Annotated in this window: 22 protein-coding genes; 5 read left to right on the top strand and 17 right to left on the bottom strand. The window is 69.4% G+C overall.

Features of this window, described 5'->3' with window-relative positions; all coding sequences use genetic code 11:
* Nucleotides 1-435: 435 nt before the first annotated feature.
* The 4 genes from ABT245_RS01700 to ABT245_RS01685 form a co-directional block, all read right to left on the bottom strand.
* Nucleotides 436-2,457 (bottom strand): aconitate hydratase, encoded by a 2,022-nt coding sequence (locus ABT245_RS01700; RefSeq protein ID WP_351727597.1) that lies wholly within the window; start codon nucleotides 2,455-2,457, stop codon nucleotides 436-438.
* A gap of 183 nt (nucleotides 2,458-2,640) precedes the next feature.
* Nucleotides 2,641-3,087, bottom strand: a complete 447-nt coding sequence (locus tag ABT245_RS01695; RefSeq protein ID WP_351727595.1) for an SPW repeat protein — start codon at nucleotides 3,085-3,087, stop codon at nucleotides 2,641-2,643.
* A gap of 261 nt (nucleotides 3,088-3,348) precedes the next feature.
* Nucleotides 3,349-4,071: an alpha/beta fold hydrolase gene (locus ABT245_RS01690; protein ID WP_351727594.1), complete on the bottom strand. Its 723-nt coding sequence runs from the start codon at nucleotides 4,069-4,071 to the stop codon at nucleotides 3,349-3,351.
* Between the two features lie 43 nt (nucleotides 4,072-4,114).
* Nucleotides 4,115-5,086 carry an alpha/beta hydrolase gene (locus ABT245_RS01685; protein ID WP_351727592.1) on the bottom strand — a complete coding sequence of 324 codons (972 nt, stop codon included), beginning with the start codon at nucleotides 5,084-5,086 and terminating at the stop codon, nucleotides 4,115-4,117.
* A gap of 356 nt (nucleotides 5,087-5,442) precedes the next feature.
* Between ABT245_RS01685 and ABT245_RS01680 the strand changes: the two genes are divergently transcribed.
* The gene (locus ABT245_RS01680; RefSeq protein WP_351727590.1) at nucleotides 5,443-6,180 is read left to right on the top strand and encodes a YoaK family protein; all 738 of its coding nucleotides are present in this window, start codon (nucleotides 5,443-5,445) and stop codon (nucleotides 6,178-6,180) included.
* A gap of 318 nt (nucleotides 6,181-6,498) precedes the next feature.
* On the opposite strand, the gene ABT245_RS01675 is transcribed toward ABT245_RS01680, so the two are convergent.
* Nucleotides 6,499-7,488, bottom strand: a complete 990-nt coding sequence (locus tag ABT245_RS01675; protein ID WP_351727588.1) for a pirin family protein — start codon at nucleotides 7,486-7,488, stop codon at nucleotides 6,499-6,501.
* Between the two features lie 199 nt (nucleotides 7,489-7,687).
* Here ABT245_RS01675 and ABT245_RS01670 point away from each other — a divergent pair, with 199 nt between their 5' ends.
* Nucleotides 7,688-8,131 carry an SsgA family sporulation/cell division regulator gene (locus ABT245_RS01670; RefSeq protein ID WP_351727586.1) on the top strand — a complete coding sequence of 148 codons (444 nt, stop codon included), beginning with the start codon at nucleotides 7,688-7,690 and terminating at the stop codon, nucleotides 8,129-8,131.
* A 265-nt stretch (nucleotides 8,132-8,396) separates the two neighbouring features.
* Here the strand turns inward: ABT245_RS01670 and ABT245_RS01665 are convergent, their stop codons facing one another.
* The gene (locus ABT245_RS01665; RefSeq protein WP_351727585.1) at nucleotides 8,397-9,011 is read right to left on the bottom strand and encodes an FMN reductase; all 615 of its coding nucleotides are present in this window, start codon (nucleotides 9,009-9,011) and stop codon (nucleotides 8,397-8,399) included.
* On the bottom strand, nucleotides 9,008-10,105 hold the full coding sequence (locus ABT245_RS01660; protein ID WP_351727583.1) for an LLM class flavin-dependent oxidoreductase: 1,098 nt from the start codon (nucleotides 10,103-10,105) through the stop codon (nucleotides 9,008-9,010). The genes ABT245_RS01665 and ABT245_RS01660 overlap by 4 nt, the downstream gene beginning before the upstream one ends.
* A gap of 206 nt (nucleotides 10,106-10,311) precedes the next feature.
* Here ABT245_RS01660 and ABT245_RS01655 point away from each other — a divergent pair, with 206 nt between their 5' ends.
* Nucleotides 10,312-11,163 carry an NmrA/HSCARG family protein gene (locus tag ABT245_RS01655; protein ID WP_351727581.1) on the top strand — a complete coding sequence of 284 codons (852 nt, stop codon included), beginning with the start codon at nucleotides 10,312-10,314 and terminating at the stop codon, nucleotides 11,161-11,163.
* A gap of 93 nt (nucleotides 11,164-11,256) precedes the next feature.
* On the opposite strand, the gene ABT245_RS01650 is transcribed toward ABT245_RS01655, so the two are convergent.
* From ABT245_RS01650 to ABT245_RS01630, 5 genes are all read right to left on the bottom strand, one after another.
* Nucleotides 11,257-12,264, bottom strand: a complete 1,008-nt coding sequence (locus tag ABT245_RS01650) for a questin oxidase family protein (RefSeq protein ID WP_351727579.1) — start codon at nucleotides 12,262-12,264, stop codon at nucleotides 11,257-11,259.
* Between the two features lie 212 nt (nucleotides 12,265-12,476).
* Nucleotides 12,477-12,911: a VOC family protein gene (locus tag ABT245_RS01645; protein WP_351727577.1), complete on the bottom strand. Its 435-nt coding sequence runs from the start codon at nucleotides 12,909-12,911 to the stop codon at nucleotides 12,477-12,479.
* 217 nt (nucleotides 12,912-13,128) lie between these two features.
* Nucleotides 13,129-13,938, bottom strand: a complete 810-nt coding sequence (locus ABT245_RS01640) for a Rossmann-fold NAD(P)-binding domain-containing protein (protein ID WP_351727576.1) — start codon at nucleotides 13,936-13,938, stop codon at nucleotides 13,129-13,131.
* Nucleotides 13,939-13,983: 45 nt separating this feature from the next.
* A complete protein-coding gene (locus ABT245_RS01635) occupies nucleotides 13,984-14,532 on the bottom strand; it encodes a CAP family protein (protein WP_351727574.1) in 549 nt (182 codons plus the stop codon).
* Nucleotides 14,533-14,891: 359 nt separating this feature from the next.
* Entirely contained in the window at nucleotides 14,892-16,067 is a 1,176-nt protein-coding gene (locus ABT245_RS01630) for an acyl-CoA dehydrogenase family protein (protein ID WP_351727573.1), read from the bottom strand.
* Between the two features lie 132 nt (nucleotides 16,068-16,199).
* On the opposite strand from ABT245_RS01630, the gene ABT245_RS01625 reads away from it, so the two are divergent.
* Nucleotides 16,200-17,390 carry a CaiB/BaiF CoA transferase family protein gene (locus ABT245_RS01625; RefSeq protein WP_351727571.1) on the top strand — a complete coding sequence of 397 codons (1,191 nt, stop codon included), beginning with the start codon at nucleotides 16,200-16,202 and terminating at the stop codon, nucleotides 17,388-17,390.
* Nucleotides 17,391-17,440: 50 nt separating this feature from the next.
* Nucleotides 17,441-18,106 carry a GntR family transcriptional regulator gene (locus ABT245_RS01620; protein ID WP_351727569.1) on the top strand — a complete coding sequence of 222 codons (666 nt, stop codon included), beginning with the start codon at nucleotides 17,441-17,443 and terminating at the stop codon, nucleotides 18,104-18,106.
* 134 nt (nucleotides 18,107-18,240) lie between these two features.
* Here the strand turns inward: ABT245_RS01620 and ABT245_RS01615 are convergent, their stop codons facing one another.
* The 5 genes from ABT245_RS01615 to pepE all read right to left on the bottom strand — a co-directional run bounded on the left by ABT245_RS01615 (nucleotide 18,241) and on the right by pepE (nucleotide 22,862).
* A complete protein-coding gene (locus ABT245_RS01615) occupies nucleotides 18,241-19,032 on the bottom strand; it encodes a TauD/TfdA dioxygenase family protein (protein ID WP_351727568.1) in 792 nt (263 codons plus the stop codon).
* Complete coding sequence (locus ABT245_RS01610; protein WP_351727567.1) at nucleotides 19,029-20,003, bottom strand: L-tyrosine/L-tryptophan isonitrile synthase family protein; 975 nt, start codon at nucleotides 20,001-20,003, stop codon at nucleotides 19,029-19,031. Before ABT245_RS01610 ends, ABT245_RS01615 begins: the two co-directional genes overlap by 4 nt.
* A 1,023-nt stretch (nucleotides 20,004-21,026) precedes the next feature.
* Nucleotides 21,027-21,185, bottom strand: coding sequence for a hypothetical protein (locus ABT245_RS01605; RefSeq protein WP_351727565.1), 159 nt, complete (start codon nucleotides 21,183-21,185; stop codon nucleotides 21,027-21,029).
* The gene (locus ABT245_RS01600) at nucleotides 21,166-22,131 is read right to left on the bottom strand and encodes a DUF1177 family protein (protein WP_351727563.1); all 966 of its coding nucleotides are present in this window, start codon (nucleotides 22,129-22,131) and stop codon (nucleotides 21,166-21,168) included. The genes ABT245_RS01605 and ABT245_RS01600 overlap by 20 nt, the downstream gene beginning before the upstream one ends.
* On the bottom strand, nucleotides 22,125-22,862 hold the full coding sequence (gene pepE / locus ABT245_RS01595; RefSeq protein ID WP_351727561.1) for a dipeptidase PepE: 738 nt from the start codon (nucleotides 22,860-22,862) through the stop codon (nucleotides 22,125-22,127). Before pepE ends, ABT245_RS01600 begins: the two co-directional genes overlap by 7 nt.
* Between the last annotated feature and the right edge of the window lie 154 nt (nucleotides 22,863-23,016).

Here is a 23,016-nt window from a genome sequence, read left to right as displayed (position 1 = left end):
GTGGTGCGGCCCTGCCAGTAGCCGATGAGCCGCGGCTGACCGGGCACCGGGCAGCGGGCAGGCCCAGGGAGTCGGCGCCGTCCGCAGCACCAGCGGGACTCCCGCGACGGCGGCCGGTACGGCGACGCCGGTGAGGACTTTGCGCCGGCGCCGTACTCGGCTGCCGGCACCGCCACGGCCGCTGCGACGGGTCTGCGTGCCCCACGGGCAGTCCTCCCAGCCGGGGGCGGACCGGCCCAGGCGCCAGTAGCCGAAGAACGAGATGTCACGCATTCTTGCGGCCCTGAGGGCTCCGCACCTTCCGAACCTCGAAGTCCATCGCATTCCCTGAACCGGGGTGGTGCGACGACCACTGGAACGGAAGGGGAGTTGCGAGGGGACGCACGGTCGCCTCCGCACATCGGGCAGCCGCCGCCATTGCCGAGGTCGCCAGGGTCAGCCGGCGTGGCCCGGACCTCGGTGCCCCCCGAAGTCCTGTCGCTCCTCGGGGGCGAGGGAGGCGATGGTGCCTCCGGCGAGTACGGTGCGCCGGCGCCCGTCGGAGAGGCGGTGGTGGACCTGATAGGTCTCGCCCTTGGTGGCGTTGTGCAGTCGCAGGCGGGGCTCGGCACCGGGGGCCAGGGCCGTGTGGAGGTTCCTCAGCTGCAACCGGTCGCCGGTGTCGATGCGGTCGTGGTCGCCCGGGTCGTCGAACTCCAGCGGCAGAACGCCGAAGTTGGTCAGGTTCTGCCAGTGGATACGGGCGTAGGACTTGGCGACGACGGCCCGCAGCCCGAGGTGGCGAGGGGTGATGGCGGCGTGCTCGCGGGAGGAACCCTGGCCGTAGTTGTCCCCCGCGACGACGAAGTGCGTGCCGGGACGGCCGTTGGTTGCCAGGTCGGCGGCGCGCCGGGGGTAGTCGGGGTCGATCCGGGTGAAGGTGAACTCGGCGAGCCTCGGGATGTTCGAGCGGTACGGCAGCGCCTTCGCCCCGGCCGGGGATATCTCGTCGGTGGAGACGTTGTCACCGCATGTGAGCAGGACCGGGCCCGTCAGTTCGTCCGGCAACGGGTCGAAGTCGGGCAGCCCGGAGATGTTGGGGCCGCGTTCCAGCTCGACCAGGGCCGCCTCCTCGGGCGGCAGCGGGGGCTCCAGCATGGCGTGGTTGACCGAGGCCCGCTCGGGCAGCCGCAGGTCCGGGTACGGCACCCCCTCCTCGGCCGCCCACACCCGCGGGTCGGTGATCGTACCGGTGAGCGCGGACACGGCGGCGGTCTCCGGGGAGCACAGCCACACCGCGTCCTGCTCGGTGCCGGACCGGCCGGGGAAGTTGCGCGGGAAGGTACGCAGGCTGTTCCGGCCGGGTGCCGGGGCCTGCCCCATGCCGATGCACCCCAGGCAGCCGGCCTGGTGGATCCGGGCCCCTGCGGCGATCAGCTCGAAGGTGGCGCCCGACTTGGTGAGGTCGGCGAGGATCTCGCGTGATGTGGGATTGACGTCGAAGCTGACGGCCGGATCGCTCTGGCGGCCGGCGACGATGGCCGCGGCGACGGCGAAGTCACGCAGCCCCGGGTTGGCGGAGGAGCCGATGACGGCCTGCCCGACCGGTTCGCCCGCGACCTCGCTCACCGGTACGACGTTGCCGGGCGATGTGGGCCGGGCGATGAGCGGTTCGAGCGCGTCGAGGCGGACCTCCTCGGTCAGGTCGTAGACGGCGTCCGGCTCGGCGGCCGACTCACGGAAATCGGCCTCGCGGTCCTCGGCGCGCAGAAAGTCGCGCACCGCGTCGTCGGCGGGAAAGACGGAGGTGGTGGCGCCCAGCTCGGCACCCATGTTGGCGATGACGTGCCGGTCCATCGCGGTCAGATGCGCAAGGCCCGGGCCGTGGTACTCCAGGATCCGGTTGACCGCGCCTTTGACGCCGTGGCGGCGCAGCAGCTCCAGTACCACGTCCTTGGCACTCACCCAGGCAGGCAGCCGGCCGGTCAGGCGGATGCCCCAGATCCGCGGCATGGTCACATGCAGGGGCCGCCCGGCCATGGCGAGCGCGACCTCCAGGCCGCCCGTGCCCAGGGCCAGCATGCCGAGCGAGCCGGCCGCGCAGGTGTGCGAGTCGGACCCGGCGAGTGTCTTGCCGGGGATGCCGAAACGCTGCATGTGGGTGGGGTGGGAGACGCCGTTTCCGGGCTTGGAGTACCAGATGCCGTAGCGGCGGCAGGAGGAGCGGAGGAAGGCGTGGTCCTCGGCGTTGCGCTCGTCCGCCTGGAGCAGATTGTGGTCGACGTACTGGACGCTGACCTCGGTACGGACCCGGTCAAGGCCCAGGGCCTCCAGCTCCTGCATCACCAGGGTGCCGGTCGCGTCCTGGGTCAGCGTCTGGTCGATCCGCAGCCCGATCTCCCGGCCCGGCTCCATCACACCGTCGACGAGGTGATCGGCGATGAGCCGGTGCGCCAGCGTGCCGTGGGAGAGCGTCATGACGCCCACGCTGCGCGCTCAGCCCGGACCCGGCAAGCCGGAGGCATCGACGCCACGCTCCGTGCGGGGACGCTGACCCTCAGGCGTCCCGAGGCACACCTCGCGGGTCGTGCGTTGCGCGGGACCGTGCCGTCACAAAAGAGCGTGTCGTACCTGCGAGCGGAGTACGACACGCTCATGCCCTCAATGACGGGTTCCGCGGGTCATGCCGATGGTGAGGCCCATGGCGGCCAGCCCCAGCAGCAGGGTGACAGCGCCGAGCCAGCAGTTGTTCCATACGATGCCCGCCCGCGCGCCCTGGGTGGCGGTGACCACCCAGGGGGAGATGAGAAGCCAGATGCCGAGGGGTGCGACGGTCCACACCAGGCGGAACATCCGCTCCGGAACGAGGGTCAGGCCGAAACCGATCAGGGCGACGGTGATGCCGATGATCAGGTTGTTGACAGTGATATTGGGCTGCGCCGAGAAGTGGACGACCCAGGGCGAGATCGCGGCATACACACCGGCCAGGAGGATCAGTCCCTCAAGGGCGATCGCCCTGCCCGAGGAGGCCGTGCGTTCGAGTCGCTCCCGCATCTCTGCAATCTCGGGGTGCCCTGTCATGCCCGTGGAGTGCTCTGGATACGACATTGCTGTCGTCTCCTCTCCATGAGGAGATGTCTGTACATATGGCTGGCTTCCCGACTTCATGGTGGTTAACCGGTCATATCTGACAGGCGTAGTGTGAGATGCATCACCAGCTCAGAGCGCCGACGCCGACCCCCTGCACGAGGGCGGCGCCCCACGTGCCACCAGGGTTCGCCACCAACATGGCGTCTGCCGCCCATGAAGAGGGACAACGCATCAGCCGCGCGGACTCGTCAAGCAAGTCCGCGCGGCCGAGTGGACGAGCTAGCTCGTGGCGCGCACCGCGTCGAGGATCAGCTGTGCCACGGCCTTGGGCTGGGAGACGGCGATCGCATGCGAGGCACCGTCGATCTCGACGGTCGTCGCCCCGGCCCGCTGGGCACCGAAGTGCTCCACCTCGGGGTTGATCGCCTCGTCCGCGCCGGCGACGAGCGCCCAGGAAGGCTTGGTCTTCCATGCGGCCGCCGAGGCCGTCTCCTCGAACGCGCCGGCGGCCAGCGGGCGCTGCGCCACCGCGAGCACCTTGGTGACGTCAGCCGGGACGTCCGCGGCGAAGACGGCCGGGAACGCCTCGGCCTCGATGGTGACCTCGACAGCGGGCTCAGCGCCCTCGACAGGGTACGTGGCCTCCTTGAGATTGCTCACGAGCGGTGAGAGAGGGAAGCGGCCCTGGAGTTCACCGAGGCTCTCGCCCTCTTCGAGGACGTACGCAGCGACGTAGACAAGCCCGACGACGTTCTCCGTGGTACCGGCCACGGTGATGAGCGCACCACCGTAGGAGTGGCCCACCAGGACGACCGGACCGTCGATCTGAGACGCCACGGAAGCGATGTACGCGGCGTCGGAGGCCAGGCCGCGGAGCGGGTTGGGCGGCGCCACCACGGCGACGCCGTGGTCGTGCAGCTCCGCGATGACCCCCGACCAGCTGCCGGCGTCGGCAAAGGCGCCGTGCACGAGGACAACGGTCGGGGCGGGCTTGGCGGACATATGTGTCTTTCTCCTTTGTCGCTGGTCAGTGTGGGCTGTCGGGTCAGCCGGCGTGCAGGGCCGCGTGCAGCGTGCGGGTGGCGAGTGCGATGGCGGCTTCGGCGGCGTGGGTCTCGCGCAGCGCGTTGAGCATCACGAAGTCGTGGATGATGCCCTGGAAGCGCACGGCGGTGACCGGCACGCCCGCCTCGCGGAGCTTGTTCGCGTAGGCCTCACCCTCGTCGCGCAGCACATCGGCCTCGCCGGTGATGACCAGCGCCGGGGGCAGACCCTGCAACTGCTCGGTGGTGGCGCGCAGCGGGGACGCGGTGATCTGGGCCCGCTCGCCCTCGTCGGTCGTGTACTGGTCCCAGAACCACTGCATGCCGTCGCGGCGCAGGAAGTAGCCGGTGGCGAACTGGTGGTAGGAGCCGGTGTCGAAGTGCGCGTCGGTGACCGGGTAGAACAGCACCTGCTGGACCAGCGGGATGCCGCCGCGTTCCTTGGCCATCAGGGTCAGCGCGGCCGTCATGTTGCCGCCGACCGAGTCGCCCGCCACGGCCAGCCGTGTGCCGTCGAGGCCCTTGTCGGCGCCCTGCTCAACGACCCACTGCGCGACGGCGAAGTTCTGCTCGATGGCGACGGGGTAGCGGGCCTCGGGCGACAGGTTGTACTCGGGGAAGACGACCGCGGCGTTCGCGCCGACGGCGAGTTCGCGCACCAGACGGTCGTGGGTGTGGGCGTTGCCGAAGACCCAGCCCGCGCCGTGGATGTAGAGGATCACCGGCAGGGTGCCGACGGCGCCGGCGGGCCTGACGATGCGGACGCGCACGGAGCCCGTCGGACCACCGGTGACGCTGATCCACTCCTCGTCGATCGCCGGCTTCTCGATCTCGCCGGACTGCACCTCGTCGACGGCCTTGCGGCCCTCGGCCGGGGACAGGTCGAAGAGGTAGGGCGGGTTGGCGGTCGCCTCCGCGAACGCGGCTGCCGCGGGTTCCAGCACCGGCTCGACCGGCGCGAGGGCATCAGACATGCGCATCTCCTGGGATTCATCGGGCGCGGCTGCCATTTCGGGAACGACACGAACCGTCGTACCGGACACTCCGGCGCCACTGCACCGAACGGTAGATCCCCCGCGTACGCGGTAGTTTTCCGCCAGTGCATGTCCGATGTCCCTACAGCGCACGAAATTCCCTGCCCGGCCCGGCGGTCGTGGGCACAGCGCCTTCTCCTTCGGCGCCGCGCGGCCCCTGCGCTGTGAGCCATGCTCCGGTGCGCTGACAGGACACACGACCGGCGTGCAGCGCGTCTAGCATCGCCTCGGCGGCCGCGGCCCGCCCGCCGGTGCGGCGCCGCGCCGCGAGCCAACGGCCTCGGAAAGGAAGCCTCATGCGCAGACTGCTGGCCGACGCGGTCCGCACGCTGGCACCGCCCCGAGCGGACCGCCATGGTCCGTTGCCTCCGCTGATGCTGACGCTGACCGTGGTCACCGGTCTCGTCGACGCGGTGAGCTACCTGGCCCTCGGGCACGTCTTCGTCGCCAACATGACCGGCAATGTGGTGTTTCTCGGGTTCGCGCTGGCGGGCGCCCCGAACCTCTCCGCGCTCGCCTCCGTCGTCGCCCTGGCGTCGTTCCTCCTCGGCGCGCTGTCCGGTGGCAGGCTGAGCACCCGGTTCGCCACGCACCGCGGACATCTGCTGAAAGCGGCCACCGCCATGGAGGCGGTCCTGGTGGCCGTCACCGTCGCCGTCACGGCCGTCACCGGTGACCGGGTCACCACAGGCGTCCAGTACACGCTGATCGTGTGCCTCGGGCTCGGTCTGGGCCTCCAGAACGCGGTCGCCCGGCATCTCAAGGTGCCCGACCTCACCACGACCGTGCTGACGCTGACCCTCACGGGGCTGGCCGCGGACTCCACCCCGGCGGGCGGCGTGGCGCCGATGCCCGGCCGCCGGATGCTGTCCGTGCTGGCCATGCTGTGCGGCGCCCTGGTCGGAGCGGAGTTCGTCCTGCACGGCCATCTTGTGCTCAGCCTGGGCCTGACCCTGCTGCTCCTCCTGCTCGTCTCCGCGGTGACACATCGCCTGTCCGACACCGATGCCGCCTGGACGCGGCCACCGTCCTGAGCAACCGGCACGCATGCCGGACGGAGGCCGCCCGGCGTCACAACAGCACGGAATCGGCGGCCACTTGTGCCCTACGACGACTGAGACCACCGCGGGGCGCTCACCGTAAGCACCGCGACGAGTCCGCCGCGAACGAACAAACCCGTGGAATTCGGCCGCTCAGACCTCGACCGCGGCCAAGACGGCGGGGCGAGCGACAGGCGGGCCCGGGCGCGGTGCGGACGGAAGCGGTGCGCTGCCCGCACGGGCCGGCCGCCGCAGTCGCGGTCGGCCGGCCCGGAGCATGGAAGCGGGCCCGCGGGCGCCTTTCGGCCGGGATCAGTGACCCGCTGGATTGCCGCGCGGCTTGATGCTCGCATGGGGCAGTTCCGGTGCGGGAAGACGGTCTCCGGGATATCCCTCGACGGCGCCGAAGCGTTCGGCGGAGTTCTGCCAGTCCTCGCGGGCTTTCACGATGTCCTCGTGGCCGCGGCCGATGAAATTCCACCACATCACGATCTCCTCCCCGAACGGCGTCCCGCCGAGCAGGACCGTCCGTGCGGGGCCGTCCGAGTCGTTCGTCAGGGTCAGCGTGCCGGGGCCCGGGTGGACGTAGCCCAGTTCGGCGGGGCGCAGGAGGACGTCGGCCAGTCGGACGTCGCCCCTGTCGACCAGGAGACCGTGCTCGAAGCCGGGGTCCAGGGCGAGCGTGACGGACGCGTGAGGAGCCAGCACGATCTCGGCGCCGAGCAGGGGAGTGAAGGTCGGCACCGGTGAGGTGACGCCGGCCAGCGAGCCCAGGAAGACCCTGATCTCCGCCCCGTCGACGCGTACCGGGTCGGGCACGTGGTGCCGGAAGTCGCGTGCGGTGTGCCGGTGCTTCTCGGGCAGCGCCACCCACAGCTGGACGCCGTGCAGGACGGTGGTGCGGGGGGTGGAGACCTCCGAGTGGGCGATGCCGTGTCCGCCGGTCATGAGGTTCAGCTCACCGGGCCGTACGAAGGCGTGGCTGCCCAGGCTGTCCCGGTGTTCGATCTCCCCGCTGAACAGCCAGCTGACGGTCTGCAGTCCGGTGTGCGGATGCGGGGCGACATCCATGCCGCCGGTCTCGGAGACGTCGTCGGGACCGTAGTGGTCCGCGAAGCACCAGGCCCCGATCAGGGTCCGGGCACGCTGGGGCAGCGTGCGCCGCACGGTCATGGCCCGTGGGCCGCCGAGGGGCACATCCCGCGGGGTGAGCACGTCCACTCGGGGCACCCCGTCCGAGCGCTCGCCGTCCGCCGCCGCGCCGCACGGCACCTCGACGGGCCTCGTCTCGACATTGCTCATGGTGGACCGCCTCTCAGCCAAGTAATTGTTTCATATTCAACCATCAATCGGGTGGGCCCGCAGGCACGGTTCCCCGACCGGCAACACCCGGTGCGCTCGCCGGCAATTCTCCCCGGCTCAGCCGCCGTACGGTCATCGGCACCGCGGGTCCGCCGGCGGACGAACGGAACCCAGCAGAAACTCGCAGACAGGGGGAGGCATGAGACAGCAGCACACCGGTGCCGCGGACGAAGGCCCGATCGTATGCGGGACGACCGTCCTTGTCACCGTGGCAGGCGATCCGCCGGTACCGCTGCCCGCCCAGCTCCGCTACACCGCGACGGACCCTTACGCCGTGTGTCTGTCCTTGGGCGTCCCGTCCTCCCCTTCCGTCGACTGGGTCTTCGCCCGGTCGCTCCTCGCCCAGGGGCTGGGCCGGCCCGCCGGGTCCGGGGACGTGGTGGTCATCCCGCGGCACCGCTGCCATCCGGACACGGTCCGTATCCTGCTCAGGACGCGACACGGGGCAGCGGTCCTGGAGGTCGCCTCCCACGCCGTCACGGACTTCCTGCGCCGCGCCGATGCCCTGGTCCCAACGGGCACCGAGCACCGGCACATCGATCTGGACCGCGTCGTCGAACAGCTCACGGCCGGCAGCGAGTGACCCGCCCGCGACCGTACGGTCCTGCTCGCCACCCACAGCCACGCCTTGCTGCCGCCGGTGGACCAGGTCATCACACGGGACCGCGGAAGGGACCGGCGAACGGGACCGGCGCCCGGCTCCGGGTGCTGGCCCGGACCTCGGTGGTGACCGTCATGCAGGAGCAGTGCCTCGGGCTGCCGGCCCGGCCACCGGCCGCGGTCGTCACGCCCGGGCCTGACCGCGGACCGGACCGGCGGTGGTCCGGCGGCGCCCGTCGGGGCCGGGCTCAGTCGAAGCGCAGATCGGAAAGCTGCCGTTCGAGCGCGGTGACGTCGTCCTCGGGGGCCGGCTCGGCAGGACGCGCGGCCATCAGGGCGGCCAGCTCGCCGCCCGCCCGCCGGATACGCCCGGGCAGTCCCTCCGCGTACGTGTCACCACCCGAGCCCCAGTCCTCGGACGCCGCGTACACCGCGGTCGGGACGACGGCCGCGCGCAGGTAGGAGAACAGCGGGCGCAGCGCGTGCTCCAGGACCAGGGAGTGGCGGGCCGTCCCGCCGGTCGCCGCGATCAGGACCGGCTTGCCCGCCAGCGCCTCCGGATCGATCAGGTCGAAGAAGGACTTGAACAGTCCGCTGTAGGAGGCGGTGAAGACGGGTGTGACCGCGATCAGGCCGGCGGCGCCCGTCACCGAGTCGATCGCTGCGGCCAGCGGGGGCGGCGGGAACCCGGTCACGAGGTTGTTGGCGACGGCGACGGCCAGTTCACGCAGTTCGACGACCTCGGTCTCCAGGTCAAGGCCCCCGCCGGCGAGTTCGCCCTGGGCCGCCTCGGCCAGACGGTCCGCCAGCAGACGGGTGGAGGACGGGGTGCTCAGCCCCGCGGACACGGCGACGAGCTTCATGCGGCGTCGTCCCCCTTCGAGGCCGCCGCGGCGGCGACCCGGGCCGCGTGCGTCGGCGCGTCGGGCACGTCGGTGGGGCGGCCCTTCGCGAACTCCTTGCGCAGCACGGGCACCACCTCTTCGCCGAGTAGGTCGAGCTGTTCCAGAACGGTCTTCAGGGGCAGGCCCGCGTGGTCCATCAGGAACAGCTGCCGCTGGTAGTCGCCGACGCTCTCCCGGAAGGCCAGCGTCCGCTCGATGACCTGCTGCGGGGAACCCACCGTCAGCGGTGTCTGCTCGGTGAAGTCCTCCAGGGACGGGCCATGGCCGTACACCGGGGCGTTGTCGAAGTAGGGGCGGAACTCCCGTACGGCGTCCTGCGAGTTCTTCCGCATGAAGACCTGACCGCCGAGACCGACGACGGCCTCCTCGGGGCGGCCGTGCCCGTAGTGGGCGTAACGCCGCCGGTACAGCTGGACCATCCGCCTCGTGTGCTCGGCCGGCCAGAAGATGTTGTTGTGGAAGAAGCCGTCGCCGAAGTAGGCCGCCTGGTCGGCGATCTCCGGCGAGCGGATCGAACCGTGCCAGACGAACGGCGGTACGCCGTCCAGCGGACGAGGGGTCGCGGTGAAGCCCTGAAGGGGGGTACGGAACTTCCCCTCCCAGTCCACCACGTCCTCGCGCCACAGCCGGTGCAACAGCGCGTAGTTCTCCCGGGCGAGCGCAATGCCCTGCCGGATGTCCTGCCCGAACCACGGATAGACGGGTCCGGTGTTTCCACGCCCCAGCATCAGGTCCACCCGGCCGTCCGCGAGGTGCTGGAGCATCGCGAAGTCCTCGGCGATCTTCACCGGGTCGTTGGTGGTGATCAGCGTCGTCGCGGTGGACAGGATCAGCTTCTCGGTGCGGGCGGCGACATAGCCGAGCATCGTGGTCGGGGACGACGGCACGAACGGCGGGTTGTGGTGCTCGCCGGTGGCGAAGACGTCCAGCCCCACCTCCTCCGCCTTGAGCGCGATGGCGACCATCGCCTTGATGCGTTCGTGCTCCGGTGGAGTACGGCCTGTGGTCGGATCGGGCGTCACATCCCCGACCGTGAAGATGCCGAACTGCATGGATCCCTCTTCTTCCGGCAAACGTGTGAGATGGGGAACGCTAGGCGCCGATCGCACGCCCGTCATGACTGTGCGCGCACGGGAATGAGCCCTCCAGTGCCCTGTTCCCGCATGTCGGCACCGTCCGCTGTCCTCGGGCACGGATGATGTCCGCTGGGGCCGGCTACCGATCCGATGCCCCCTTCTGCTGGGAAAGGAGTTCTTCGATGGTCGATGAACCGGTCTTGGTGCTTGCGGCGACCGGTGGACAGGGCCGTGCCGTGGTCGACGGGCTGCTGGCCCGCGGGGCCCGGATCAGGGCGTTGGTCCGCGACCCCGGACGGGATGCCGCACGGGAACTGGCCGGCCAGGGTGTCGACGTGGTGGCGGGCTCGCTGAGCGATCGTGGATCGCTCGCCGCGGCCATGAAGGGGGTGGCGGGTGTCTTCGCGTTCACCACACCCTTCGAGGCCGGTATCGAGGCGGAGGTGGCCCAGGGGCGGGCCATCCTGGCCGCCGCGGCACAGGAACGTGTTCCGCACCTCGTGTTCAGTTCGGTCGCCGGGGCCGACCAGGACAGCGGCGTCCCGCACTTCGAGAGCAAGGCACGCATCGAGGCGGAACTGACCGCCGGAAATATCGCCTACACGATTCTGGGGCCGACGTATTTCTTCGACAACGCGCTCGGCGGAGCACGACGCATCCTGGACGGTGTGCTCGATCTGCCGCTGCCGCCAAACCGGCCGTTGCAGCAGCTCGCCCGGCCCGACCTCGGCGCGTTCGCGGCACATGTGCTCCTCGACCCCGCCCCGTACGTCGGGCGGCGCATCGAACTGGCCGGCGACGCCCCCACCCCCACGCAGATGGCGGCCGCGCTCGGCGCGGCCCTGGAACGGGACGTCCGCCATGAGCAGGTACCGCTGACAGCCATCGGCAACCCGGACATGCACGCGATGTGGGCGTTCCTGAACGGCCCCGGCTATCGCGTCGACATCCCCGCACTCCATGCCGCCCACCCGGACATCCACTGGACCCGCTTCACCGACTGGGCGCACCACACCTTGGCCGGCATCCGCTGAACCGGCCGCCTGCTCGCGTGCCCCGCACCGACAACCGGCTCCTCCTTCGACGGCCGCGGCGCGGGCGGACACGGACGGCGGGCGGGCATGTGCTCATTCCAAGGGGGCGCTCAGTTCCATGGAACGCAGAGCCGCCGCGAGGGCCGGTTCGTCGCCGACGTCAAGGGCGGTGTCTGTCAGCTTGATGACGTGTTCGTCGCCGTGTGCGAGGGCCCGTTCAAAGACCTCTTCGGGGGTGAAGGTGCCGGGCGGGGTGTATGCGACCGGCGCGGCCGGTGCGTACATCGCGGTCACCGCCGCGGAGGCCGTCCAGGCTGTCCGCAGGCTCGGCAGCCACAGGGCCTGCGGCAGCGCGGGCAGGGCACGCAGGACGGCGTTGGGAGCCGTGGCCGCGTGGACCAGCATGGTCTCCGCGCCGTGGCCATGGGTGGCATACCGGTGTGTCGCCGCCCGCACCAGTTCGGTGAGGTGGCGGTACGCGTCGCTCGGTTCCGTCACCGAGGGCGCCCACACCGGCAGGGCCCTGACACGGCCGAACCGGGCGGAGAAGCCACCTTCCTGCACGGCGACCGGCGGTACCGCATCGAGAGCGTCCGCCGCGCTGTCGGCGCCTGGCAGCGAGGCAACAGCCGCGGGTCGGTGGCGCGCGGCCCAGTAGCCGAGGCCGTGCGCAAGTTCGGCCAGCCGAGGCTCGGTGATTTCGCCGGACAGAAGTGTGCGCACGGCGTGGCCCACCCGGATCACCGGATGCGTCGAGCCGCCGTACAGGCCGGGCAGAAGACGGGGCCACCAGTGAGTGAGCACGTCGTGCCAGCAACGCTCGGCGACCTCGCGCTCGAAGTAGCCGATCCAGTCCGCCGCGCGCCGCGGATCACCGAGCGCCGAGAACCAGTTGGCGTCCGTGACCGGCTCGACACCGGACGGGAACTCCTCAAGCCTGGGTGCGTACAGGTCGAGCCAGCGGTGCACCGAATGTGCCTGCCCGTGAGCGGCGAGGGCCTCGACGGCCATCGGCGCGTGATTGGTGAGCCGCCCCAGCCGCTCGGGCCCCGAGTTGTGCAGTCGCGCAAGCGCCTCGTCCAAAGTCCCTGTCGTATCCATGGCATGGACACTAGGCAGGACACCACGGCGGCGTAACGGGCTGGAGACGTAGGCCGGACCTAGGACCTTCCGACGCCCACCACTCACACCACGGACGGAGGCCGAGCCTCTTCGCCCGCGCCTCTTTTGGTGAACTGCAAAGAGTGCATGGAGGGCACACCGCGATGTCCGGCCGAGCAAGACGGCTTCTGCCGCGCCGTCTCGGCGGATGCTCAGTCGAGACAGAACTCGTTGCCCTCGATGTCCTGCATCAGGATGCACGACTCATTGTCGTCATCGGCGAGCAGCAGTCGTACGCGTACCGCGCCGAGCGCGACCAGTCGCGCGCACTCGGCTTCGAGCGTTGCGAGGCGTTCTTCACCCACGAGCCCGGTGCCGACTCGCACGTCGAGATGCACCCGATTCTTGACGACCTTGCCTTCGGGGACGCGCTGGAAGTACAGCCGCGGGCCCACGCCTGTGGGATCGCCGCAGGCGAACGCTGAACCCTGCCGCTCGGGCGGCAGAGAGCGATCGAAGTCGTCCCACGTGGCAAACCCCTCCGGTGGCGGCGGTACGACGTACCCCAACACCTCGCACCAGAAGCGGGCGACACGCTCGGGTTCTGCGCAGTCGAAGGTGACTTGGAACTGCTTGATCGATGACATCGGGGCACCATAGCAGGGGGACTCTGTTGCTCATTTCAATGAGCGGCGAGCCCTCAGGGCACATGGCCGCCTGCCCGCTTGACCGCCCGGATCACGGCCGCGGTCTCGCCGGATGATGTGCGCCCTTGGCTACTGCGGCGGGCCGGTGCAACGGACGTTCCGCAGGCCAATACCTGTCTGCGGGGCCGATGTTCGTGGTGGGTGTTGTCCCTGGCCGTCAGAGGGCCCGGTTCCGTAGCGCCGAGGACGTCAGTCGGCGCTCGGCGATCTGCTGGGCCGTCCGCAGCGGGGTGGTGTCGGTCGCGTGCGCCAGGTCGAGGATGCGGGTCACGGTGTCGCCGATGCCCTCCACCCGCTGCTGCGCGGCCTCGTGGCTGTGGTTCTCCGACTCCCGGCTCAGGGCGTAGACGACATCTCCGGCGCCGGCGACATAGTCGGGCACCCACATGATGCCCCGCTCCGCGAGGACATAGGCCAGGCGCTCCTCGGCGAGCTGGTTGTTCGCCGGCCTGACGACCAGGCGCGCGGTGATCCGCGGGACGGTCACCTCATCGAGTACACCGCCGACCGCAGCCGGGCCCTGGATGTCGGCCGGCGCGGACAGAGCCTGACCGGGCTCCACCCATCCGTACCCGCTCGCCAGGGCCGTCTCCTTGCGGGAGACTTCCATGTCCGGCACGACGACTTGTGCCCCCTCAGCGGCCAGGCCGGCGGCAATACCGCTGCCGACCGAACCGAAGCCGCTGATCACCACGGTCCGCCCGGTGCAGGAGACATCGCCGAATACGTGCCGCGCACCGGCGCGCAGGGCCGCCAGGACTCCGGCGGCGGTCGGGCCCCCGGAATCGCCGGTACCGCCGTGCTCTTCGGGCGTGCAGTACGCGTGCGGCGAGAAACCCGGCAGGACCACCATGTCCTCGGGGCCGGTGCCGACATCGGGGCCGGTGCGGTAGGAGCCCCGGAAGGACGCGATCAGCTCGCCCAGATCCGCCAGCGCGGCCTCACGCAACCGCGGTGGCGTCGACATCGCCAGGGCGGTGGGCGGGGGGCAGCAACTGCCCGGGACGACAGGTCAGTCGGGCCTGCCTACGTTCTGCGAGAAGTAGCTCCCGTCCGAGGTCACGATGTTCCCCGCGGGCTGGTAGATACATACGACGTAGGTCTCATGCCAGGCGGAGCCTTGGCCAGCCGCTCGTGCGCAGCCCAGCGTGGTCGTGGATTTCCACACCATCTGAGTGAAGAATCCCGTGTCCTGCGAGAAACCCGGATGGTCGTAGCGGTAGTCGACTGCCTGTGAGTACCAGGACTTTACGGCGTCAGCGCAGGTCGCCACCTTGTCCGGAGAGGAGGAACCGGCCCAGAAGGTGTTCTCCCCGTACCCCGGACGAAGACCTGAGTGGCCGTGGCTCAGCCCCTCGTACTGGCTGATCAGGGTGACGCGCTGCTTGGCGTAGTCGACGGTGGCCTGGTCGGTCTTCAGGGGAGGTGCGCCGTGCCGGGCGCGGTAACCGTTGTGGGCCTTGAGACAGTCCCGCTGAAAGGCGTCATCCGTGCGCAGCGGCAGTGGGGCGCGCGCCCATGCCGCTCCCGAGGGCCCGAGTGCCAGCACGAGCGCGGTCAACCCGGCGAGCGTGGCCGCTGAGCGAGTCCTTGTGAGCATTGGGGGCATGGCCTCTCCTGGGAGCTGCTTGATGATGATGTGTCCACCAGGCAAACGTCGCAGCCCCGGGAAAGTCACGAAGCGCCCCGACCTGCGCGGCGCCTGCGGAACGGCCGCACGTCGGATGCCGTTCCGAGCAGGCGCCGTAGGGCACTTCGAGCGTCTGCATGATCGCGGTGTCTGGGCTGCCTCAAGGCCGGCGCGGGTGGAGACCGCGCGATGCCGGCTCCCGTCAGGGCCCGAGCCGACCATGCCGATGCGGTGGACGCCCGAGGAGGCAGGCACGGGCCACTCGCTCTGCCGTGTCCTCGGAGCGCGGGTCAGCGGAAGGCCGGGATGCCGGTGAGAGCGTTTCCCAGGACGAGCGCGTGGACCTCGCTCGTGCCCTCGTAGGTCAGGACGGACTCAAGGTTGTTGGCGTGCCGGATCACCGGGTACTCCAGGGTGATGCCGTTGGCGCCGAGGACGGTGCGGCACTGGCGGGCGATCTCCAGCGCCTCGCGGACGTTGTTGAGCTTGCCGGCGCTGATCTGCTCCGGGCTGATCCGGCCCTGATCCTTGAGCCGTCCCAACTGGAGGGCGAGCAGCATGCCCTTGCCGAGTTCGAGCGCCATGTCGGCCAGTTTCTGCTGGGTGAGCTGGAAGCCGGCGAGCGGACGGTTGAAGACGGTGCGGTCGGCGGCGTAGGCGATGGCCGTCTCCAGGCAGTCGCGAGCGGCCCCCAGGGCGCCGAAGACGATGCCGAATCGAGCCTCGTTGAGACAGCCGAGCGGACCGGACAGACCACGGGCGTCCGGAAGCATGGCGTCGGCGGGCAGCCGGACGTCCTCAAGGACGAGTTCACTCGTCACCGAGGCCCGCAGTGACACCTTGTGTTTGATGTCGTGCCCGGTGAAGCCGGGAGTGCCGGCGGGCACGAGGAATCCGCGGACGCCGTCGTCGGTGCGGGCCCAGACGACGGCTATGCCGGCCACCGAACCGTTGGTGATCCACATCTTGGTGCCGTTGAGGACCCAGTCCGTACCGTCCCGCTCGGCCTGGGTGCGCATGGCGCCCGGGTCGGAGCCGGCGTCCGGTTCGGTGAGCCCGAAGCAGCCGATGACGCGGCCGGCGGCCATGCCCGGCAGCCACTGCTGTTTCTGTTCCTCGGAGCCGTACTTCCAGATCGCGTACATCGCGAGCGAACCCTGGACGGAGACGAGACTGCGCAGCCCGGAGTCGACGGCTTCGAGTTCGAGACAGGCGAGTCCGTAGGAGACGGCGCTGGTCCCGGCGCAGCCATAACCCTGCAGATGCATGCCGAGTACGCCCAACTCGCCAAGCTGCTCTGCGAGTTCACGTGCGGGGATGGCTCCTTGCTCGAACCAGTCGGCTATCTGCGGGCGGAGTCGGCGTTCGGCCATGGCACGGACGGTGTCGCGGATGTCCCGCTCCTCGTCGCCGAGCAGGGTGTCGATCCCGAACAGGTCGAAGGGATGGACCGGGTGGCTTGTCATAAGTGCCTCCTGGCGGCTGGCATCGGCGCGAGGTCGTGAGTAGAGTTCGGATATCTAATTTTGGATCCAAATTGAGGTTGATCGTAGCTGGATGCCCAACGCTTGCCAAGTGACGACCAGAGGAGCAGCCGTATGCCATGTGATCAGCCGGCGTCCGAAGGGGCCCTGTCCGGGATCGTCGTGGCCGACTTCGGTCGCGTGCTCGCCGCCCCGTATCTGACGATGCTGCTCGCCGACCTCGGCGCCGAGGTCATCAAGGTCGAACGACCCGGTGGCGGGGACGAAACCCGTGCCTGGGGCCCGCCGTACGCGGACGGGGAGGCCACCTACTTCCTCGGTGTGAACCGCAACAAGCGCTCCGTCGCCCTGGACCTCTCCGACGAGCGGGACCGCCGTGCCGCACAGGAGATCGCCTGTCGCGCGGACGTACTCGTGGAGAACTTCCGGCCCGGCACGATGGACCGACTCGGCCTGGGCTACGAGGAACTGCGCGTCCACAACCCGGGGTTGGTGTACTGCTCGGTCACCGGCTTCGGAGCCGGCAAAGGCGCCCAGATTCCCGGCTACGACCTACTGGTGCAGGCCATGGGCGGCCTCATGAGCGTGACGGGGGAACCGGACGGGCAGGGTACGAAAGCGGGCGTCGCCCTGGTGGACGTCATCACCGGTCTGCACGCCGGGATGGGGGTTCTCGCCGCCCTGCGCCATCGCGAACGTACGGGCGAAGGGCAGCGGGTGGAGGTGTCGCTGCTCACCTCCCTCCTGTCGGCGCTGACCAACCAGGCTTCGGCGTATGTGTCGGGCGGCGCGGTGCCGCGGGCCATGGGCAACCGGCACCCCTCGATCGCGCCCTACGAGGTGGTGAACGCGAAGGACCGTCCCTTGGCGCTCGCGGTGGGGAACGACCGTCAGTTCGCCGTTCTGTGCGCCGAGTTGGGGCTTGCTGAGCTGGCGGGCGATGCACGGTTCGCCACGAACCCGGCCAGAGTGGCCCACCGTGCGGAACTGCTCGCCGCCCTCGAGGGCCCGCTGCGGACCCGAACCGCCGACTCGTGGTTCGAGACGCTCACCGCCGTGGGCGTGCCCTGCGGACCGATCAACGACCTTGAGGCGGCGTTCGCCTTCGCCGACCGCCTGGGTCTGGACGCCCGCGTCACCATCGACGATCCGCGTCGGGACACGCACGTCGCACAAGTGGCCAACCCCATACGGCTCACACACACGCCGGCCGTCTACCACAGTGCGCCACCGCGCCTCGGCGAACACACCCGCGAGATCCTGACCGAGTTGGGCCTTCCGTTGCCGCGGGAGGCAACCACATAGGATGAACGCGCCCGATGTGAGCTGCCCCGTTATCGATGGAGACACCCGCCATGACCAGCCCCGCACAGAGGCGGCGCCCGCCGACGACGCAACAGTTCGTGCTGGGCGAATTGCGGCGGGCCATCACCAGCGGGCAACTGAAGCCGGGCGCCCCCATCCGTCAGGACGCGCTCGCTGAGCAGTTCGGCGTCAGCCGTGTGCCGTTGCGCGAGGCTCTGAAGACCGTCGAGGCGGAGGGCCTGGTCATCCATGAGGTGCACCGTGGCTACTTCGTCGCGGAGTTGTCCCTCTCCGATCTGCGTGAGGTCTACCGCATTCGCGAGGTCCTGGAGGCCGAGGCCGTACGACAGGCGTCCGGACGGATCGACGGACCGGCCTTCACGGCGCTGGAGGACGCCCAGCGTGAGGTGGAGGATGCCGCGGACGCGGGGGATGTGGCCGAGATGGCGGCGGCCAACCGCCGTTTCCACTTCGCTCTGTTCGAGATGGCCGGCATGCCGCGGCTGGTTCGACTCATCAGCACGCTCTGGGACGCGACAGATGCCTATCGGGCGCTCTACTACGCCGAACCGGCCCATCGCGACCACGTGGTACGAGAGCACCAGGCGATCCTGGCGGCACTCCGTGCCCGCGATGTGGAGGATGCGGTGCGCTTGCTCGACGAGCACCGTGGGAACGCGGTCACCGCACTGCAGGAGGTGCTCCAGCGGACCTGATCGCACACCGGCGAGGACCGGAGTGTGGTGCGGGGGGCAAGGCCCGAGGCCGACCGCTGTAGTCGGCGCAAGGCCCCCGCCGAGAGCCTGAGTTCTGGCAGCAGGGCTTGTTTTCGTTCAGGCTCTCGGAGCGGTCACAGGACATGCACCCGGCGCAGATGGCGCGCCGAGCCCGCGCCGAAGGCGGTACGCCCGTGCAGCAAGGCGTGGTTGTCGGTGATGACGTAGTCGCCGTCCTGCCAGGTGTGGTGGTAGGCGACCTCGGGGTCGTACAGACGTTTTTCGATGTCGCTGAAGAACGCCTCCGGTGTCAGGTCGTCGGGCAGTCCCTCGACCTCCAGGAACAGCGGACTGAGGAACGCGTCAGGGTCGAGGGGTTCGGCGTAGCGCAGGATCGGCTCCCCGGTGTGCGGGTGCGACTGGACCAGGCCCGCGGTGATGTGGCCGCCGTAGTGCGCGGTCTTGTCCTTGCGGTAGGTGATCTTGATGCCCTCCCAGGTCCGCCGGAGGGACTCCGGCAGTGCGTCGAGGACCAGGCCGGTGTCGCAGAAGACGGTCCGGCCGCCCGCGACGGGGGCCTTGACACACTGGAAGACCTGGTGGGTGGGGACGTGCTCCGCGAAGGCGCCGTCCCAGTGGTAGGGCACGGATCCTGGTGTGAAGACGTAGTCCTTGGGGCTGTCGTGCACTTCCAGATCGAGCACGTCTCCGAAGTTCCAGGACAACAGCGGTCCCCAGCGCCGTGCGTATGCGACCAGCTCCTCCTTCTTCTCGAAAGGGCGGAAACCGCGCAATACGACGACCCGGTGCTTCCGCACCAGTTCCTGGAGCATCTCCGGCTCCACGAGGCCGAGTTCACGCTCGGTCCCGGCCGATTCGAGCAGTGCGCCGAAGGGCTTGCCGAGGATGACGGAGAAGTGGTTCATCGGGCTGCCTCCTGAAGCAGCAGTCGGGACGTGTGGACGGCTTGCGGGGCGATGAAGTGGCTGGGCCGGCCGCCGCGCATGACCACGGTCGCGCCGAGGCACTCGGCCTCCTCCCGTTTGACAAGGCGCACACCGTCACCTTCGTCGAGGGCCACGCCGTGCCACGGCGTCAGCCAGTTGTCGCGGGTGCGGATCATGTGAACGCCGATCTTGTGGGAGTGGGCGGCCTGCGGATGAATGGAGAGCCGCAGCGCGTCCGGGAAGGAGTCCTCGACGAGGCCGCTCCACGCGTCGCTGCGCTGGATCACCTGGTAGGCGAGGGGCTTGCACTCCTCGCGGACCTTGTTTCGGCTGCGGCCCTCGCTCCGGGCGAGCACGTCCTCGAAGAGGAACCGGTGGATACCGCCGAAGATGGACCGGGCCGCGGGATCCTGCCGCGCCCGGTCCCGGATCTCCTCGAGGGAAAGGGCGTAGCGGCGAATCAACTGCTCGCGCTGCTCGGCATGGTCGGCACACTTGAAGGCGTCGCCGAGTCCATACGTGTTGATCGCGTCGGCGCCGATCGCGCCGAGCAGAAGCTCCAGTTCGGTGCGGTAGTCCGTGACGTCCTGGTCATCGACTCCGACCAAGTCACTGAAGACGTGGCCGTCGGAGCATATGGTGATCTGTGCCCCGGGCCCGTAGTGGTGGCGTACGTAGTCGCAAAAGGACTGCAGAAACTCCAGGGAGAGACGCTCCGCAAGGTCGGGGAGCTTGCCGAGGACCTTGTGCCGGTTGGCGGACTTGGCGGGGAAGGCGGGCATCACGAAGTGAATGGGCACCCCTTCCCTCATGAATCGTTCGACCTTCGGACGGTGCATCGCGAAGCACTCGGCACACGGCTGCCGCGCACAAGGGTCCGCCGCGCCGCCGGTGATCCGCCGGAACGAGAAGAGCAGTTGGAGTATCTGATCTGCGAATGATTCGGACATCGTTATCCTTGATGGAATACGGCAGTTCACCGGAGGGCATGGATGTTCGGATCGGTGCCCGCGCCGAAGAAGGCGTCATCGGCTATCTGAGTTCGGCAATCGCGAACTTCTGGGTGTTGCTCATCTCTCCAAGTGCCTTTCGACGGGCGGGACGGCGAGGAACGACGCACGGCGGAAGGAGCGAGGTCCGAGGATTTTCACGGTGCTCTGTCAGCTGGGGCAGAGGTTCAACGACGGTGATCAGAAAACCGCGGGGTTGGATGGGACTTCAATCGCACGCCGGAGCGGAGAAGTTGATTGCTCAATTCGATCCCGACAGCCGCAACAGTATCCGGCGGGGAGGTGATCACACCTCGTCCCGCTGAGCCAAAGCAACGAGGCCAACTTGTTCGTTTCGATCAGTAGGCGCCTCTCCATTTAGGTGCGGCGGCGGCAGATGGGGCCAACTGCACACATAACCGCCGGACGGCGAGCAGGGGCCCGGTTCGAACAGGGTCGTCGGTAATCGATTTCATGGTGAATTCTTTACTCAACCGTGCTCTGTGGCAGTGCGCAGGCACCGGCCGCGCCGACGACCCGGCGTCCACCGGGACGAGCACGGCCAGGCCGGCCGTCCAACCTCGCCCTTTACCGGCTCTGCGCCGGGTCGTCGGGGCGCCGGGAGGCCATCTCGTGAGCCTGTGCAGGGGGCAGAACGGTGTTGGTTGCCGTGCAGGAGCAGCGCGGGACACTCAGAGGCCGGCCCATGGCGCCAGGGGTCATCCAGAACGCGGGTGTCCGAGTCGACCATGTCCTCGGGGTGACAGCCGAGCCGCCGGCCGCCGTGGTGCGGCCGCAGTCCCCCTTCCAAGAGGAACAGGCGCCGGGCACCCGAGTCGGCTGCCAGAGACCCGATGAGCATGCCCCCGACGCCGCGCCGACGATCCGGCGTCCACGGCGTCCGGCAGCAGCGTGCCGATGCCGCGCCCCGCTCGTCCGGCGCGACGGAGAGTGTCTGCGGCTCCGCGATCCGCGCCCCGGCCCTCAGGTGTCGTCCGGCCCGGCCTGTATCTCCACGAAGGAGTAGCCGACGGCCTGGTAGCCCCGTTCGGCGAGCAGGACGAACGAGCCGTCCTGCTCGGTCCACTGCCGGCAGCAGGCATTGTCTTCTTCGGGCCGCGGATCAGGGACGCTCGTCTCCATGCCCGTCCGCTGTTTCGGAAGCGCGGCCTACCAGATGGGCCATGGACCCGTATGTGTCGACGAACCGGGCGTATTCGGCTTCGTCGTGGAACCGGAGGTCGCCCCGGCCGAACCGGCGGGCCGCTTCGACCGCGAATCGGGCCGCGTGCTCAAGGTTTTCGGGTCGGTTCGCGCCCGTGGTGGAGCCGTGGATCGGATGACGGGAGACTGATGCGAGGCCGATGACAGGGCCGTCGAAGTAGTTGCCGGGCTGCATGATGCTGTTGATTCTGAAGAGTCCCGAGGACAGGGGTGTGATGTCCTGCATGGTGATCGGCAGCGCAACGGGTGGCTCGCTGGTCACCTCACCGAGCAACTTCATGACGTCGGGGCTGATGCGGAGGATCACACCGTTCTTCAGCGTCGCGGTCGCGGCGATTCCGGTGTGGTTGATGAGGTAGTGGCTCCGGGTCGTGTCGATGGAGATCAGCGCGTCGGCCTCGGCGGGGCTTTCGTGAAGCCGCAGCAGCTTGTCGATGGGTACGGGGCTGTCCATCTGCCCTGGGACGGGGTGGTCCCTCGTGGGTGCTGTGGGACATATGTGGGTCACGATGACGACGTCGCCCTTTGTCGGCTCCCCGCGCTGATGGGCTCGCGCGAGCTTCAGCGCGACGGCGGTGGCGACGATCGCCCCGTCGGCGTCGGACACCGTCCCCTCCTTGCCGGGGCGTACTCCGATGCCGCCGAGACGTCCGATGACGGCGAGGGTCGGGGCGGTGTTGCCCTCCGTGCCGGGGATGCTCCATCGCACAACGTCCGTGCCCGTGTGTTCACCGTCGAGCCGGGTGACCGTCGGCCAGAGGGATTCCTCGGCGAACTCGGCGGCGAAGTGGTCCCGGACGGTCGCCCCGTTGGCGTTCGGGAGGTCGATGAGGTCCCAGGCGTCGAGGATCTCGCGTGTCAGCACGTGTGGTCCTTATGTGTGTTCGGCGGTGGAGTTGACGTGTGAAGCAGGGCGGACAGGTCGGTGTCGTCCTTGAGGTCGCGTGTTCCCGACCTGTCGAAGAGGGCGCCGCCGCGTCCGCGGACGGTGAGCCGGTCGGCTGTGCGCTGAACCCAGGAGCCCTCGTGCAGCGCGAGAACGGGACGCTGATGCAGATCGACGTATTCGCGGATGCGTTCGTGGCGGCTTTCGCCGGCGTGTGTCGGATCCGGGGCTCGGGTGGGCAAATGCACGTTCAGCTGGAACGGCAGAAGGCCGAGGGCGTGCGGTGAGGCGATGTGCACGATCGGCATCGAGTTGGTCGTCGCGATCGTGGGGCTGAGGACGTTGGTGCCGGCGCTGATGCCGATATAGGTCATCCCGTTCGCGACGCGGCCGCGGATCAGTTCGGTCAGGCGGTGGGACTGCAGGGTCCGCAGAAGCAGAAAGGTGTTTCCGCCTGAGACGAGAACGACATCGGCCCGGCTGATCGCTGGGGCCGCTTGCCCGGGATCCGTGACGGTGTGGGTCGTGGCGCCGATCGTGCCGAGTGCACCGCGCAGGGCGCGATGGTCGTGGTCCCCGCGTACTTGCGCGTAGGGCAGGTGCGCGATGTGGCTGCCGCCCACGAACGGTTCCAGCGCGTCGAGGGCGTAGGCCAAGGGGGACTCTCCGACCAGCGCGGCGTTCGACAGACCGAAGATGGAGCCGGGCATGGAAAACCTCGCTGAGGGGGGATCGTGGTGAGCAGGCGCGTGAATTCCCCGACGTCGGCGAGCAGGTGTGTCGGGTGTGCTGGAGCGGACGGGCAGCATCGTGCGCACCTGTTGTGACGGCGGCGCGGATGCCGGCGACGAGTGGGTTGCCGAA

Source organism: Streptomyces sp. NPDC001508 (assembly GCF_040298665.1).
Classification (GTDB): Bacteria; Actinomycetota; Actinomycetes; order Streptomycetales; family Streptomycetaceae; genus Streptomyces.
The sequence above is the reverse complement of the archived record's forward strand: the minus strand, read 5'-3'. Positions and strand labels throughout refer to the sequence as shown.

Excerpts from the sequence above, each read along its gene's own strand:
- ABT245_RS01700 (WP_351727597.1), bottom strand. The coding sequence starts at position 2,457 with ATGACGCTCTCCCACGGCACGCTGGCGCACCGGCTCATCGCCGATCAC.
- ABT245_RS01695 (WP_351727595.1), bottom strand. The coding sequence starts at position 3,087 with ATGTCGTATCCAGAGCACTCCACGGGCATGACAGGGCACCCCGAGATT.
- ABT245_RS01690 (WP_351727594.1), bottom strand. The coding sequence starts at position 4,071 with ATGTCCGCCAAGCCCGCCCCGACCGTTGTCCTCGTGCACGGCGCCTTT.
- ABT245_RS01685 (WP_351727592.1), bottom strand. The coding sequence starts at position 5,086 with ATGTCTGATGCCCTCGCGCCGGTCGAGCCGGTGCTGGAACCCGCGGCA.
- ABT245_RS01680 (WP_351727590.1), top strand. The coding sequence starts at position 5,443 with ATGCGCAGACTGCTGGCCGACGCGGTCCGCACGCTGGCACCGCCCCGA.
- ABT245_RS01675 (WP_351727588.1), bottom strand. The coding sequence starts at position 7,488 with ATGAGCAATGTCGAGACGAGGCCCGTCGAGGTGCCGTGCGGCGCGGCG.
- ABT245_RS01670 (WP_351727586.1), top strand. The coding sequence starts at position 7,688 with ATGAGACAGCAGCACACCGGTGCCGCGGACGAAGGCCCGATCGTATGC.
- ABT245_RS01665 (WP_351727585.1), bottom strand. The coding sequence starts at position 9,011 with ATGAAGCTCGTCGCCGTGTCCGCGGGGCTGAGCACCCCGTCCTCCACC.
- ABT245_RS01660 (WP_351727583.1), bottom strand. The coding sequence starts at position 10,105 with ATGCAGTTCGGCATCTTCACGGTCGGGGATGTGACGCCCGATCCGACC.
- ABT245_RS01655 (WP_351727581.1), top strand. The coding sequence starts at position 10,312 with ATGGTCGATGAACCGGTCTTGGTGCTTGCGGCGACCGGTGGACAGGGC.
- ABT245_RS01650 (WP_351727579.1), bottom strand. The coding sequence starts at position 12,264 with ATGGATACGACAGGGACTTTGGACGAGGCGCTTGCGCGACTGCACAAC.
- ABT245_RS01645 (WP_351727577.1), bottom strand. The coding sequence starts at position 12,911 with ATGTCATCGATCAAGCAGTTCCAAGTCACCTTCGACTGCGCAGAACCC.
- ABT245_RS01640 (WP_351727576.1), bottom strand. The coding sequence starts at position 13,938 with ATGTCGACGCCACCGCGGTTGCGTGAGGCCGCGCTGGCGGATCTGGGC.
- ABT245_RS01630 (WP_351727573.1), bottom strand. The coding sequence starts at position 16,067 with ATGACAAGCCACCCGGTCCATCCCTTCGACCTGTTCGGGATCGACACC.
- ABT245_RS01625 (WP_351727571.1), top strand. The coding sequence starts at position 16,200 with ATGCCATGTGATCAGCCGGCGTCCGAAGGGGCCCTGTCCGGGATCGTC.
- ABT245_RS01620 (WP_351727569.1), top strand. The coding sequence starts at position 17,441 with ATGACCAGCCCCGCACAGAGGCGGCGCCCGCCGACGACGCAACAGTTC.
- ABT245_RS01615 (WP_351727568.1), bottom strand. The coding sequence starts at position 19,032 with ATGAACCACTTCTCCGTCATCCTCGGCAAGCCCTTCGGCGCACTGCTC.
- ABT245_RS01610 (WP_351727567.1), bottom strand. The coding sequence starts at position 20,003 with ATGTCCGAATCATTCGCAGATCAGATACTCCAACTGCTCTTCTCGTTC.
- ABT245_RS01605 (WP_351727565.1), bottom strand. The coding sequence starts at position 21,185 with ATGGAGACGAGCGTCCCTGATCCGCGGCCCGAAGAAGACAATGCCTGC.
- pepE (WP_351727561.1), bottom strand. The coding sequence starts at position 22,862 with ATGCCCGGCTCCATCTTCGGTCTGTCGAACGCCGCGCTGGTCGGAGAG.